The sequence below is a fragment of the Cobetia sp. D5 genome (genome assembly GCF_035666195.1).
GTDB lineage: Bacteria > Pseudomonadota > Gammaproteobacteria > Pseudomonadales > Halomonadaceae > Cobetia > Cobetia amphilecti.
This window is the reverse complement of sequence record NZ_CP142020.1, coordinates 3,334,084-3,348,119: the sequence shown is the minus strand read 5'-3', so window position 1 is coordinate 3,348,119 and position 14,036 is coordinate 3,334,084. Positions and strand designations below refer to the sequence as shown.

At 65.8% G+C, this 14,036-nt stretch carries 12 protein-coding genes and 1 other RNA gene; 10 read left to right on the top strand and 3 right to left on the bottom strand.

Going from position 1 to position 14,036, the window contains the following annotated elements:
* Positions 1–21 precede the first annotated feature (21 nt).
* The 3 genes from U0O11_RS13965 to U0O11_RS13955 all read right to left on the bottom strand — a co-directional run bounded on the left by U0O11_RS13965 (position 22) and on the right by U0O11_RS13955 (position 3,862).
* Positions 22–1,182, bottom strand: a complete 1,161-nt coding sequence (locus U0O11_RS13965) for an ABC transporter substrate-binding protein (RefSeq protein ID WP_225347193.1) — start codon at positions 1,180–1,182, stop codon at positions 22–24.
* A 128-nt stretch (positions 1,183–1,310) separates the two neighbouring features.
* On the bottom strand, positions 1,311–3,035 hold the full coding sequence (locus U0O11_RS13960) for a sensor histidine kinase (RefSeq protein WP_225347192.1): 1,725 nt from the start codon (positions 3,033–3,035) through the stop codon (positions 1,311–1,313).
* Positions 3,032–3,862 carry a response regulator transcription factor gene (locus U0O11_RS13955; protein WP_225347191.1) on the bottom strand — a complete coding sequence of 277 codons (831 nt, stop codon included), beginning with the start codon at positions 3,860–3,862 and terminating at the stop codon, positions 3,032–3,034. The genes U0O11_RS13960 and U0O11_RS13955 overlap by 4 nt, the downstream gene beginning before the upstream one ends.
* Before the next feature lie 257 nt (positions 3,863–4,119).
* Here U0O11_RS13955 and U0O11_RS13950 point away from each other — a divergent pair, with 257 nt between their 5' ends.
* From U0O11_RS13950 to U0O11_RS13905, 10 genes are all read left to right on the top strand, one after another.
* A complete protein-coding gene (locus U0O11_RS13950) occupies positions 4,120–5,205 on the top strand; it encodes an AbrB family transcriptional regulator (protein ID WP_324690504.1) in 1,086 nt (361 codons plus the stop codon).
* Between the two features lie 129 nt (positions 5,206–5,334).
* An RNA gene (gene ffs, locus U0O11_RS13945) (signal recognition particle sRNA small type) lies at positions 5,335–5,431 on the top strand.
* 430 nt (positions 5,432–5,861) lie between these two features.
* Positions 5,862–8,135: a DNA polymerase III subunit gamma/tau gene (gene dnaX / locus U0O11_RS13940; protein WP_225347189.1), complete on the top strand. Its 2,274-nt coding sequence runs from the start codon at positions 5,862–5,864 to the stop codon at positions 8,133–8,135.
* Between the two features lie 181 nt (positions 8,136–8,316).
* Positions 8,317–8,649: a YbaB/EbfC family nucleoid-associated protein gene (locus U0O11_RS13935; protein ID WP_043333871.1), complete on the top strand. Its 333-nt coding sequence runs from the start codon at positions 8,317–8,319 to the stop codon at positions 8,647–8,649.
* The gene (recR, locus tag U0O11_RS13930) at positions 8,649–9,275 is read left to right on the top strand and encodes a recombination mediator RecR (RefSeq protein WP_043333870.1); all 627 of its coding nucleotides are present in this window, start codon (positions 8,649–8,651) and stop codon (positions 9,273–9,275) included. Before U0O11_RS13935 ends, recR begins: the two co-directional genes overlap by 1 nt.
* A 217-nt stretch (positions 9,276–9,492) precedes the next feature.
* Positions 9,493–10,674, top strand: coding sequence for a ribonuclease D (rnd, locus tag U0O11_RS13925; RefSeq protein ID WP_225347188.1), 1,182 nt, complete (start codon positions 9,493–9,495; stop codon positions 10,672–10,674).
* A gap of 115 nt (positions 10,675–10,789) precedes the next feature.
* Positions 10,790–11,146 (top strand): YcgL domain-containing protein, encoded by a 357-nt coding sequence (locus tag U0O11_RS13920; RefSeq protein ID WP_225347187.1) that lies wholly within the window; start codon positions 10,790–10,792, stop codon positions 11,144–11,146.
* Between the two features lie 69 nt (positions 11,147–11,215).
* Complete coding sequence (locus U0O11_RS13915) at positions 11,216–11,695, top strand: YcgN family cysteine cluster protein (protein WP_054555633.1); 480 nt, start codon at positions 11,216–11,218, stop codon at positions 11,693–11,695.
* Positions 11,696–12,088: 393 nt separating this feature from the next.
* Entirely contained in the window at positions 12,089–12,715 is a 627-nt protein-coding gene (locus tag U0O11_RS13910) for a TetR/AcrR family transcriptional regulator (protein WP_225347186.1), read from the top strand.
* An 86-nt stretch (positions 12,716–12,801) separates the two neighbouring features.
* The gene (locus U0O11_RS13905) at positions 12,802–14,034 is read left to right on the top strand and encodes an efflux RND transporter periplasmic adaptor subunit (RefSeq protein WP_225347185.1); all 1,233 of its coding nucleotides are present in this window, start codon (positions 12,802–12,804) and stop codon (positions 14,032–14,034) included.
* The last annotated feature ends 2 nt before the right edge of the window (positions 14,035–14,036 follow it).

Sequence of the window (14,036 nt, the reverse complement as noted above, 5' to 3'; positions counted from 1 at the left end):
AGCCAGCCCTGACACCACGCATCATTGGTTCAATTCGGGCTGCGTGGCTGACGGGGCCTCGAATTCCAGTACCCAGCGGCTCAGGAAACTGGCCTGCTTGAGGCGATCGAGTGTCGCCAACAGGCCAGGGCCGATCTCGATCGGACGTAGTGCATCGCCCAGTTGCTCGCGCATATGCTGAGCGCTGCCCTCGCCACGCACCTCGGGGTGCAGTGCGCCCAGCTGGCTGTCGCTGGCCACCGCCTGCTGGCCTTCCAGACTCAGCCACCAGTCGAGAAAGGCCTCACCGGCCTCGGGATGAGGCGCCTGCTGGGGGACGAAGGCCAGCCGGCGCTGAATCAGCACGTAGTCTTCCGGCACGATCACCACCAGCTCCGGATGGGCGCGGGCAAAGGTCACCGCGTAGGGGCCGACCAGGTTGTAGGCGATATCCACCTCGCCGCTGGCCAGCGCCTCGAGCATGGCGCCGGTGGTGCTGACCAGTCTGGCATCGGCCTGACCCATGGCGCGCACCAGCGTCCAGTAGCGCGGCGATTGACGGGCATCGGACACGGCGTAGGTGAAGCCGGAGCCGCTGCGGCGCGGGTCGTAGCTGATGATGCGGCCGCGCAGCTGCTCGCGGCGCGTCTCGAGCAGGTGCCAGAAGTCGCGATGGCTGCGCAGCACATCGCGGGGATTGCGCAGGCCGTCGAGGTCCGCCAGACGCTTGAGCGCATCACGTCGCGCCACCATCACGATCGGCTCGAAGCTCATCGCATACAGCTCATTGCGCCAGCGTGAGTTGGCCGGCCAGGCGGCCAGATTGGGGGCCTCGAGTGCCAGGGCGTGACCCTGATTGGCGAGTCGGTACTGCAGGCCCATGGCCGAGGAGATCATCAGATCCGCCTGCGGTGTCAGCGGTGCCTGCAGGTACTGTGCTTCAAGCCCCAAGGCGGAGCGATTGACGTAGTGCAGCACTCGCTCAGGATGCTGGCGGCTGTAACGCAGCAGCAGCGGGCGAATCTCGGGCAGGTCCAGCGCGGCGTGAATCGTCAGATCGGCCGCGTGGCTGGCGTCGCTGTCAGGCGCGGGCGCCGTGACTGGCTGGCCGCCCTGCAACCACAGCGATTGATGCTCTTCGAGCAGCGGGTCAAACGCTGCCTGGGTCGCCGCCCGGGACGCCGCCTGACTAAAGGGGCTCACAAGCACGGCCAGCACGAGGCAGGCCGTCAGCCGTCCAGATCGCTGTCTGCCCGGGCGGTGATTGTCATGACCGTGATGGTCAGAGCAGCGATTGTCAGAATGCTGCTGCCCGGTTGGCGGTCGTCTCGCTAGCATGCTGTGCCTCCTGTCTTCGCAGGCTTGCCGGCCTGTGCTGATTCATCATCCCCACCCACTCTCACCTCAGGCGCTGCACAGGGCGCCAGATGCAGACTGACGCATAGCCCGCAGGACGCGCCTGTCTCGTCTGCGTCGTCTGCGTCGGCTGCGCGGGTTGCATCGTCTGTGCGGGATGCAGGATCAGCAGCCTGCGTCATGCTGCGTGCTGTCGCGTCGCTAAGCGTCAGGCGCGCATCGTGGTGTCGCGCGATGCCATCGACGATCGCCAGCCCCAGTCCGGCGCCTTCGTGATGCTTGAGCTCATCGGGCTGCTGCGCCGGCGCCTGATCATGACTGTCGGGCTGGGTGTTGCGGTGGAAGGGGCGCAGCACCAGCAGGCGCCGCTCGGCGTCGATGCCCGGGCCATCATCCTCGACACTCAACCGCCAGCGGCCCGCCAGTGCGGCACTGTCCGATTGCGTGAACGTGGCATCGCTCGGTGTCGCCATCCGGCTCAGGGTGAGTGTGACGGTGCGTGCGCCGTGCTTGCAGGCATTGTCGATCAGATTGGCCAGTGCCTCCTCCAGCTGCCACTCGACGCCCAGCGTCCAGGCGGCGCCATCGATGTCCGGGGCGATCTCGAGGCCGAGGTCCACGCCGGCGCGATCACAGCGCAGGAACAGCCGGCTGACGGTGGCGCGCGCCAGCGCTGACAGCTCCAGCGGCACGCGCGGCGGCTGCACCTCCGGGTTGTTGAGGCGTGTCAGCGACAGCAGCTGATTGGCCAGATGGGCGGTATGGCTGGCGGTGGCCTGCATCTGGCCCAGCGCGGCATGCCAGGCGCTGGGGTCCTGCTGGCGCAGTGCCAGCTCGGCGTGAGCGGAGAGTCCCGCCAGCGGGGTGCGCAGCTGGTGCGAGGCATCACCGATGAAGCGCTCCTGGTTGGCGCGCACGCGGCGCATGCGCGCCAGCAGGTCATTGATGGTGTGCTTGAGCTCCTCGAGCTCGCGCGGCAGGGGCAGGTTGAGCGGCGCCAGACTGCGCGAGTCGCGTTCGCGAATGGCGCGGCGCAGGCGGGTCAGCGGCGACAGCGCCAGCCGGACGCCGATCAGCACCACCAGCAGTGCCAGCGTGGCCATGCCCGCCAGACGCACCAGCGAGCCACTGAACAGCTCACGCGTCAGGGTGTCTCGCCCCTCGCGGGTATGGGCGACGCGAATGCTGTAACGCTGGCCGTGGCGTGGGTCATCGCCCCAGCCGCCCAAGCGGGTATCGAGGCTGCCCAGCCGCAGTGCCTGTCCCTGCCAGGCGATATCGCGAAACGACAGCTCGCCGCTGCGTCCGAGTGATTCCTGCGGGGCCAGGCGACCATTGGCGGCGCGATTGGCATCCGGCAGGTGGGTATTGCCGGTGACCTGCTCGCCATCGGCATCCACCAGGCTGTAGAAGACGCGTTCCTGGGCGTCGGTAGCCAGCATCTCGAGGGCGGCGGGCGGCAGGTCGAGCCACAGCTGGCCGTCCTGCCATTTGACCTGCTCCGCGATGGTGACCAGCGAGGCCTCCAGCAGCCGGTCGTAGGCGCGGTCCGCTGCCTCACGCGCCGACAGGAAGGCCTGCACCAGCAATAGCGTGCCCAGCGCCAGCAGAGGCAGCAGCAGCCAGCTCAGCAGGCGCCGATAGAGGCTGATACTGCGTTTTGCCTCTGTCTGTGGGCGTGGTGAGGGTGCGGAATTCAAGCGCTGCCGTCCGTGGTCTGTTCCAGTAGATAGCCAAGGCCACGGATGGTGCGCAGATTGACGTCGCTGCCTTCCAGGCGCTTGCGCAGGCGATGCACATAGACCTCGATGGCGTTGTCGCCCACGGCCTCTTCCTCACCGAAGGCCTCGCGGGTCAGGCGCGCCTTGTCCACCGGTTCGCCGGCATGCTGGATCAGACAACCCAGCAGGCGCTGTTCGCGGGGCGGCAGCGCCAGTGGGGCATCGGCGAGCAGAAAGCGTGCATTGAGTGGCTCGAAGGCCAGGCTGCCGAGAGTCAGGCGTGGGGCGATGCCAGGCGAGGGCGCCGGCTGCTGGCTGGCCTGAAGAGTGGCCTGCTGACTGGCCTGAAGAGTGGCATGGCGGCGCAGCAGGGCGCGCACGCGGGCTTCCAGCTCATCGAGCACGAAGGGCTTGGCAAGATAGTCATCGGCGCCCAGGTCCAGCCCGCGCACGCGATCTTCGATGGCGCCGCGCGCGGTGAGAATCAGCACCGGGGTCTGGCGATCGTGCTGGCGCAGCGCGGCGAGAATCTCGAGCCCGGAAGCGCCGGGCAGGTTGAGGTCGAGTACGATCAGCGCGAAGCCGTGATCGTGGTGGGCCGCCAGGCGGGCAAGCGCCGCGGCGCCGTCGGCCAGGTGGGTGACCGCAAGGCCCTCGGCGGAAAAGACGCTGCACAGCGTGCTGGACAGCAGGGCGTCGTCCTCGACCAGCAGCAGGGCCGGGGGCGGTGCGGTGGCTGGGCCATGCGCTGAGGCGTCAGCCGCTGAATCGTCAGCCGCTGAGGGGAGTGAGTCGGGAGAAGTCATCCGGGCTCCGCAAGGGCGCGTCAGGTACGCGACAAGAGTGATGAGAGTCAGGCACAGGGCCGGTCTGCGACCTGCAATGGCCGCTTGAAGGCGCAATATTGCCTCAAACAGGCAGCCAATGGCGCTTGCGCCAGCGTATCATTGGTGGCCTGTTTCGTGTCGCTGACAAGGAAGCCAGCATGCCATCCGTTCCGCTATTGCAGCGCCTCAAGGCGCGCGCCTCTCGTCTCTCGCCAGCCCATAGGCTCACGGCTGTCATGTCGCTCAGGGCTGTCACGTCGCTCAAGGCTGCCACCTCGCTCAAGGCTGACGCGCCGCTCAGGCCGCTGCTGACCTCGCTGGCGCTGGGGGTGGTGGGCGGTTGGCTGTTCCAGCTCACCGGCATGCCGCTGGCGTGGATGCTGGGGCCGCTGGTCGCCAATCTGCTGGGCGCGATGGCCGGGCTGAGGCTGGGCGTACCGGACCGCCTGCGCAACCTGTTTCTGGGGGTGCTGGGGCTGACGCTGGGCGCGCGCGTCTCGCCCGAGCTGGTCTCGCACCTCTCCAGCTGGTGGTTGTCGGCGTTGCTGCTGCTGGCGGGGGTGTGGGCCTCGACGCTGGCCTGCGCCGCCTGGTATCGCCGCTGTGGTTTTGACGCCACCAGTGCGTGGTTCTCCTCGGTGCCCGGCGCGCTGACGGCGATGGTGGTGATCGGCGAGCGCATCGGTGGCGACCCGCAGCGCATCGCGGTGGCGCAATCGTTGCGGGTGCTGCTGGTGATCATGATTCTGCCGCCGCTCTATTGGGTGCTGGAAGGTGCGGCGGGCACGCCCGGCATCGGCAGCGATGTGGCGGTAAGCGGCCTGTGGCTGATCGCGGTGCTGCCGTTTCTGCTGCCCCTGGCCAGGCGACTGCGCATTCCCAATGCCTCGCTGCTGGCGCCACTGTTGCTGGCGCTGGTGCTGTCGCTTGGCGACGTGGTGCGTTTCTCGCCACCGGTATGGGGCACCGATGTCATGCAGCTGGTGCTGGGCTGCGCCATCGGGGCGCGCTTCAAGGGCCTTACGCCGCGGGTGCTGGTCGGGGTGATGGGCCAGTCGGGCGTGGCGACCCTGATCTCGCTGTCGGTGCTGGGCTGCTTTGCCGAGCTGATCCATCAGCTGATGGGCGTGCCGCGTGATGTGGCCTTTCTCGCCCTGGCGCCCGGCGGTATCGGCGAGATGGCGCTATTGGCGGTGGCGCTCGATCTCGACCCGATCTTCGTCGCCTTCCATCACCTTCTGCGCCTGATCGTCCTGATGCTGTTGCTGCCGGTGATGGCGCGTCATTTCCGCCATCGCCGAGCGCGTGAGGCGACGCAATAGCCCGTGGCGTGATCTCCCCTTGTGAGGGCGGCGATGCGCTGTTATAGTGTGCGCCTTGATCACGCCAAGTGCTTGAAGTTCAAGCGATTGGCTCGGTAGTTCACCGAATGATCATATTTGTGGTGGCCCTGTCGGTCCTCCCGCAATGCTAGGCTGCAAACCCCGCCAGGCCCGGAAGGGAGCAACGGTAGTGGCTGACGCGTGTGCCGGGATGTGGCTGATGGGGCCGCCTCCATTTCAGGGCCTTGAAAGTGGCTGCTCGTGAAATGTCCGAATCATCCCGCCTGCTGTGCAAGGCTCTATCTCAAGTCCTCGCAAGCCCCCCCTGCAAGCCCTTCGCTTTACGTTGCCTGAAGCCTTTCGCCACACCCTCGCTGTCTGAATCTGTCATCTCCTGCCTGTCCCGAGCCCCGCTTGGCGTTTCGTCGTGCCCGCAATTCGGGACGAGCACCACGCCTGTCATCCGGCCTCGTGCCCTCAATCCTGCTACGCAAGTGGCATCGTGCTTTGAAGCCACACGGCAAGTCGCTAGAATGAGCGCATTCTCAGCGAGGCCTCGTCATCGGTCTCCGTCTGTCGACCGTCGGGGGTAAAGCCCAGCCGGGTCGTGCAGGTTTCAGCTCATGTTTCAGATCGCCCAAGGAATGCCCCGCTCAATGAGCTATCAGGTATTGGCGCGCAAGTGGCGCCCGCGCAATTTTCACGAACTGATCGGTCAGGAGCATGTCAGCCGTGCGCTGGTCAATGCCCTCGATCAGGGGCGCCTGCACCATGCCTATCTGTTCACCGGGACCCGCGGTGTCGGCAAGACGACGCTGGCGCGCATCCTGGCCAAGTGCCTGAACTGTGAAGAGGGCGTCAGCTCCAGGCCGTGTGGCGTTTGTGGCACCTGTCGCGAGATCGATGAGGGCCGCTTCGTCGACCTGATCGAAGTCGACGCCGCCTCGCGGACCAAGGTCGAGGATACGCGTGAGCTGCTGGACAACGTCCAGTACGCGCCGACCCAGGGCCGCTACAAGGTGTACCTCATCGATGAGGTGCACATGCTGTCGACCCACAGTTTCAATGCGCTGCTCAAGACGCTGGAAGAGCCGCCGCCCCACGTGAAGTTCCTGCTCGCGACCACTGATCCGCAGAAGCTGCCGGTCACCATCCTGTCGCGCTGCCTGCAGTTCACGCTCAAGAACATGCCGCCGGTGCGCGTGGTCGAGCACCTGTCCGACATTCTCGCCCGCGAGGAAGTCAGCTTCGAGGAAGACGCGCTGTGGCTGCTCGGCAAGGCTGCCGATGGCTCGATGCGTGACGCCATGAGTCTGACCGATCAGGCGATCGCCTTCGGCCATGGTCAGGTGCGGCGCGAAGATGTCGCCGCCATGCTCGGCACGCTGGATCACCGCCATGTGCTGGCGCTGCTGGAGTGTCTGGCCTCGCTGGACGCCGCGAGTCTGCTGGCGGAGGTGGCGACACTGGCCGAGCAGGGGCCGGACTACGGCGGGGTGCTGGATGACATGGCCTCCGTCTTCCACCGTCTGGCGATCGCCCAGATGGTGCCGAGCGCACTGGACAACGGGCATGGCGACCGTGATGCGCTGCTGGCGCTGGCCAGCCGTTTCACCGGTGAAGACGTGCAGCTCTATTACCAGATCGCCCTGCAGGGGCGTGGCGACATGGCCAACGCCCCGGATGCGCGCACCGCGCTGGAAATGACGCTGCTGCGCATGCTGGCCTTCCGCCCGCAGGGCGTGCCGCGCCCGGCGCAGACGCCGCTGCCGATGACCGGCCAGGCGGAGGGTGCGAACGCGCCTGGCGCTCAAGCTCCGGCGCCTGTCCAGCAAGCGCCTGTTCAACAGGCTCCTGTTCAGCAAGCTCCGGCTCAGCAGGCTCCTGTTCAAGAAGCTCCGGTTCAGCAGGCACCTGTCCAGCAGGCTCAGCCTCAGCAAGCACCGGCAGCCCCGATGGCACCCGCGCCTCAGCCTGCCGCACCAGTGGCCGCGCCAGCGACCGAAGCACATCCGCCGATGGCCGACGAGCCGCCCCCGTGGGCGACGGAGGACGCTTCGCAGGACGCCCGGGATGCCGGCTTTCGCGACGTAGCGCAAGACGTGCCCCAGCCAGCGGCCGCGCCAGTGTCGGCGCCAGCGCCAGAACAGACGGCAGCTCCCGCACAGGCGCCCGCTGCGCCCAGTTCGGCGATGTCACGCCTGAGTGCCGCCTTCGGTTCCGCGCCGGCGCAGCCAGAGGCTGCTGAGTCATCGGCTCCGCAGCCCGCTGAAATGGCAGCGCCGCAGCCCGCTGAAGCCGTACCAGCAGCGCTAGAGCCCGCTGAAGCTGAAACGTCAGCACCAGCACAGCCCGAGCCCGCTGCACCGCCGGCGCCTGAGCCGGCCGTGTCTGAGCCGGTCGCAAACGAGCCGGTCGCCAGCGAGCCAGCCGTGGCAGCGCAACCGCTGCCGGAGCCTGCTCCCGCACCGGAGCCGGCACCCGCGGCTGCTCCCACGCCGGCGCCGAGCGCCCCGAGTACCGATGGTCGCTTGAATCACGCCGCGTGGCTGGAGCTGTTCCCCTCACTGGGGCTGGGCGGCATCACGCGCAATATCGGCGCGCATTGCCTGGTCGAGCACGATGACGGCACCCACCTCAAGTTGAGGCTGGACCCCGCCCAGTCGGCGATGATGGCCGAAGTCCATCAGGAGCGCATTCGCAAGGCGCTGGCGGGCCAGGGCGTGGAGCGTGTGCTGGAGATCAGCGTCGCGCCGCTGCCGGAAGGTCTGGAAACGCCGCACAGTCGTCGCATTCGTCTGCTGGGCGAACGTCATGTGCGCGCGGTTGAAGCCTTGCGTGCTGACCCGCATATCCAGTCCATGGAGCAACAGCTGGGCGCACGTCTGATCGAGGAAAGCGTCAACTCCTTCGAGCCGGACGATTTCTGACGCTCTGGGCAGTTTCGACCGAGTGTCGGCGGTGCCGGGCATCGCTGACGCTTTCCCGGATTCGCGGTGCGTGTGCCGACAAGGCATGCACACCACAGGCCGGAGGTGCCACGACATGGCACGTCCGGCAGACAGCATTTATCGTTAGGTCATGTTCAACACGTTATTGATGAGGTGAGCCATGTTCGGTGGAAAAGGCGGTATGGGTAACATCATGAAGCAGGCGCAGGAAATGCAGGAGCGCATGCAGAAGGTCCAGGAAGAAGCCGCCAAGGCGGAAGTCCAGGGCGAATCCGGCGCGGGCATGGTCAAGGTCACCATGAACGGTCGTCATGACGTCGCGCGCGTCGAGATCGACCCGAGCCTGATGGAAGAAGACAAGGAGCTGCTGGAAGATCTGCTGGCGGCCGCCGTCAATGACGCGGTGCGCAAAGTCGAAGTCAATTCCAAGAAGCAGATGGAAGAGGCGACTGCTGGCATGAACCTTCCGGCCGGCTTCAAGATGCCGTTCTGATGGGATTTTCGCCGCTGGTAGATCAGTTGCTGGATGCCTTGCGCGTGCTGCCGGGCGTTGGCCCGCGAACGGCACAGCGCATGGCGCTGCATCTGCTGGAGCGTGATCGCATGGGCGCCGACCGTCTGGTCGGCGTGCTGGGCGAGGCGCTGGAGCGCGTCGGTTATTGCGCGCGCTGTCGCACGCTGACCGAGGAAGAGGTCTGTCAGCTGTGCCTGAGTCCGCGGCGTGATGAGCGCGTGCTGTGCGTGGTGGAATCGCCCGCCGACCAGCTCGCCATCGAGGGCGCGGGTGGCTATGTGGGGCGCTATTTCGTGCTGCACGGCCATCTGTCGCCGCTGGATGGTATCGGGCCCGAGGATATCGGGCTGGATGCGCTGGAAACCCGCGTCCGCGAGAGCCAGATCGAGGAGCTGGTGCTGGCCACCAACCCGACGGTCGAGGGCGAGGCCACCGCACATTACATCGCCGAGCAGCTTCGCGATGTGCAGCACGGTGGGCAGCCGCTCAAGCTGACGCGTCTGGCCTATGGCGTGCCGATGGGCGGGGAGCTTGAATACGTCGATGGCGGCACGCTCAGTCGTGCTTTCAGCGGCCGTCTGCCGTTCACCCTCGGCGAGATCTGATGCGATACCGGTGCCGACGCTGTTCGGCACCGGCATCAAGGCAACTTCGGTAGCAAAGCAGCTTCGGTATCAAAGCAACTACAGCAGCACGTCTGCGGGCGTGGTGGTCAGGAACCACCACGCCCGCGGTCGTTTACCGCCCGGTGTCTGGCGAGTGCCCGTCACCTTCAATTCCCGCTTGCCCGGGCAAGCCTGTCACCACGAGATTTCCTTGCTGATGAGTGATCAACCCGCCACCGCACTGCTGTCAGAACTCGATTTCGAGGCCGTCTGGGTCGAGACCCCCGAGGCGCTGGCCGCTGCCTGTGCAGAACTGGAAGGCGCCGATTGGCTGGCGTTGGACACCGAATTCATCCGCGAGTCGACCTTCTTCCCGATTCCGGCACTGGTGCAGCTGATGGCCGCCCGTGACGGCGAGCTGCCCGGTGCGGACGGCAAGACGCCGCGCATCTTCCTGATCGACCCCACCGTGGTGCCGGCCAGCGAGGCGCTCAAGCGTCTGCTGGGGGCAGAGGGTCCGCTCAAGCTGCTGCACGCCTGTGGCGAGGACATGGAAGTCTTCCTGCGCTGGGCGGGCGTGGCGCCGACGCCGCTGATCGATACCCAGATCGCCGAAGGCCTGACCGGCGGCGAAGCCTCAATGGGCTATCAGCGTCTGGTCGAGCGCGTGGTGGGCGTCACCGTGCCCAAGGAAGAGACGCGTTCCAACTGGCTCAAGCGCCCCTTGAGTCAGGCGCAGTGCGATTACGCCGCGCTGGACGTGCTGTTCCTGCCGCAGGTGTGGTCCGAGCAGCGTGATGCATTGCTCGAGTTGGACCGCATGGCGTGGCTTGAAGAGGATTGCCGGGACCCGGGCAGCAGCGGCGGTGCCACGCCGGACCCGGAGTACTGGAAGCGTCATCGCAGCCTGTGGAAGCTCTCGCCGCGTGGCCTGGCCGCCTGGCAGGTGCTGTGTGACTGGCGCGAGGAGCAGATTCGTCTGCGCGACGTGCCGCGTTCACGCCTGCTGGCCGATGCGCAGCTGTTCGGGATCTGCGAGCGACTGCCGACCAATCGCTTCGAGCTGGCCAAGGTCGATGGCATGCATCCGCCGCAGATCAAGCGCCACGGGGACACCGTGCTGACGCTGCTCAAGGACGTGGCGATGCTCGATGACAGTCAGCTGCCGCGCGTGCCGCCGTCGCCGTTGGCGCCGGAGTGGAAGAACTGCATGAAGCGCCTCAAGCGTGAGGTCAATGCGGTGGCGGAGGCACAGCAGCTCAAGCCTGAGATTCTCGGCAAGCGCCGTGACATGGAAGCGCTGGTGATCGCCGATTACGAGGGCGAGCCGCTGCCCTTGGCGCAGGGCTGGCGTGGTGAGCTGCTGGCCGCGCGCCTGGCCAAGGCGCTCGAGAGCTGACGCTCCCCGCTTTCGTGGGCCAGACTGCAAGGGGCATGCGCGAGGCTCGCGCAGCCTGGCCTGCCAGCAACACAGGTCAGAAACAGGCCAGAAACCGGTAGTGAGCTCTCGGGTCATGCCCGTGACGCGAGAGCCCGCTGATGCGCGCAAGCGCTGCAAGATGATGGGTAGCCCGATGACAGACGACAAGATGATCTGCGAGATCTACAAGAGCGCCAAGAAGGACGAGATGTATCTCTACGTCGAGAAGGCGCGTGGACTCAAGGATGTGCCGGAATCCCTGCTGGGCATCTTCGGCACGCCGACCCCTTTGATGACACTGCTGATTCGTGCCGACAAGCCGCTGGCGCGCGTTGCCAGCACCACGGTGCTCGAGAAGATTCGCGAGCAGGGCTTCTATCTGCAGATGCCGCCGGCCAAGGAAAATCTCCTCAAGGAGATTGGCGTGACGCCGCCGGAAACGCATTACTGACGCCCTGTCCGGCAGACAAGACCGTACTGATGAAACGACCCTGCTGCCCGGCAGGGCGAGGAGAGCAAGATGAGCGATGTTCCGCAGCCTGACGGCGGAAAGCGTGAGCGTTTCTGGGAGCGCCACGCACTCTCGGAGCTGAATACCGCCGAGTGGGAGGCGCTGTGCGATGGCTGTGGCCAATGCTGCCTGCTCAAGTTCGAGGATGAAGACAGTGGCGATATCGCGGTACTCGATGTCGCCTGTCGTCTGCTGGATGTGCGCAAGGTCAGCTGCCGCGATTATCCCAATCGCGCCACGCGCGTGCCGGGCTGCATCCCGCTGGATGTCGAGACGGTGGGCAAGCTGCGCTGGCTGCCGGAAACCTGCGGCTATCGTCGCCTGAATGAAGGCCGTGAGCTGCCCGAATGGCACCCGCTGTTGACCGGGGATGCCAAGAGCGTCAAGCGCGCCGGGGTCTCGGTGTCACGCTTCGCCGTCTCCGAGGTATCGGTGCGCCAGCAGGACCTGGAAGACCACATCATCGCGATCATCGATCCCGAGAGCTGAGACGCGCCGCGGGCGCGTGTCAGATTTCAGGTGGATGTCTTTAGAAAGCGCAGCTCTATGAGCTGCGCTTTCTTGTTTCTGACATTCTGTATCTGGCATTCCGTGCCTGACATTTCGAGTCAGGCATTTCGAGTCAGGCATTCAGTGGCCTTGTATTTGACGCCTCTGACCCTCAGTCACGGCTTGATCTGCTAGATACGATAATTTGCATAAGCTGATTTTGATGAGCTGATTTGCATGGCCGAGGCGGGTGCACGCACTCGGCCGCGCAATGTCTGGTTGTAAATAAATGAACGTTCATTTATTTTGTGAGGATTCGCTCAAGACCAGATCAGACTAGAACTGACCAAAACAGACCAGAACAGACCAGAACAGACCAGAGGCAGACGGGCCATGCGCCATCGTGATGAACACAAGCAGCAGGCGTTGCTGGAAGCCACGCTGCATGAGGTGGCCGAGCATGGTTTTGCCGTGACCTCCGTGGCGCGCATCGCGCGTGCCGCCGGCATGTCGCCCGGCACGCTCTATCTCTACTACCGCGGCAAGGATGACCTGCTGGAGGCGACCTTTCGCGAGGTCAGCCGGCGCATCATCGCGGTCGCCATCGAGGCCTTCCAGGCCGAGCCGGCAGAGGCATTCGAGGCCGAGCCGTCAACGCTGTCGCCGGCCGCCCAGCAGCTGAAGTCGGCACTGTGTCGGGTGTGGAATGCCCTGGTGGCGCTGGGGCGCCGTCAGCCTGCGTTGTTCCTCTTTCACGATCAGTTTCTGCACTCTTCCCATATGCAGGACGCCCTGAGGGTGGCCAATCAGGAGCGCGCCGCGCCCTTGCTGGACGCCTTCGCGCTGGGCCAGCAGTCCGGCATCCTCAAGCAGATCGATCTCGCCCTCATCGAGGTGTTCATGTTCCGGTCGATCTACAGCCTGCTGCAGGGCTCCAGTTGCCAGTTGCCGGCCATCAGTCATGCCAGCTTCGACCAGGCCTTCGAGATGGCCTGGGACGCGATCGCGCTTCGCCAGTGAGGGCAGCCAGCCCCGAAGCGCGCACGCCGGACAGATGACAGATTTTCGCTTGTGCCATTTTATTCCAACGACTCAAGGGCCCGCTGATGAAACTTCGACCTGGTGCCAAGCCACACCTGCGTACTCCTTTCGCCTGGCGGGGAGGCCGCGTCCTTCAGCTGTTCGCCGGACTCGTGCTGGCCCTCGGGCTTGCGGCCTGCAGCGAGGAAGAGGCGCCGCTGGAGAAGCAGAAGGTGCATCCGGTCAAGTTGCTGTCGCTGTCGGATGAAGGCGGCGGTGTCATCCAGCGCTACCCCGGTGTGGTCGAGGCCTCGGAGCGCTCCAACCTGTCGTTCCGTATCGGCGGTGAGCTGCGTGAACTCAAGGTCCAGGCCGGTCAGGAGGTCGAGAAGGGCGAGCTGATCGCGCGCCTGGATGATCGCGATGCCAGAAGCGAGCTCAACAATGCCCGCTCCAGCTTCAATCTGGCGCAGGCGACCTACAAGCGCATGAAGTACTCGGTGGAGAAGGGCGCCATCAGTCGGGCGCGCTTCGATGAGGCGCAGGCCGAATTCCAGTCAGCGCAGGCCCAGTATTCCCAGGCGCAGGACCAACTTAGCTACACCTATCTCAAGGCACCCTATAACGGGGTGATCGCGCGCGTGCCGGTGGACAACTATCAGGTGGTCGCCGCTCAGGAAACCATCGCCGTGCTGCAGCAGCCGGGTCAGATCGACGTGATCTTCAACATGCCGGAGCGTCAGGTGCGCGCCATCGATCGTGAGCGTGCCGAGGCCGGGCGCCTTGAGGATGCCGCCCTGGCCTGGGTGCGCTTCGGCAGTGGCGAGTCGCGCTATCCGGCCCGTTACAAGGAGCACGACACCAGCGCCAGCGAGGGCTCGCTGAGCTATGAAGTCACCCTGACGCTGCCGGAGCCGCAGGACATCACCGTGCTGTCAGGCATGAGCGCCACCGTGGAGCTGGACATGCAGCAGCTGACGGCGGCGACCCAGGGCCAGTGGCGCGTGCCGATCGAGGCGGTGGTCACTCAGGAGGAAAGCCCGAACCAGGCCGTGGTGTGGCGCTATGTGCCCAAGGGCGGTGACGCTCAGGTGAGCGAAACGATCAACGAGGACGCCGGCAAGAGCGAGGGCAAGCAGCAGGAAGCTGGCGCCCAGGGCACCGTCGAGGCCGTGCCGGTCACGGTACTGCAGGCCACCGGCGAAGGGCTGGTGATCACGGGAGAACTGAGTGCCGGTGACCGTCTGGTCACCGCGGGCGCCAGTCGCATGGAAGCCGGGGAGCCTGTGCGTCCCTGGGTCAAGGAAGCGGGGCTCTGATC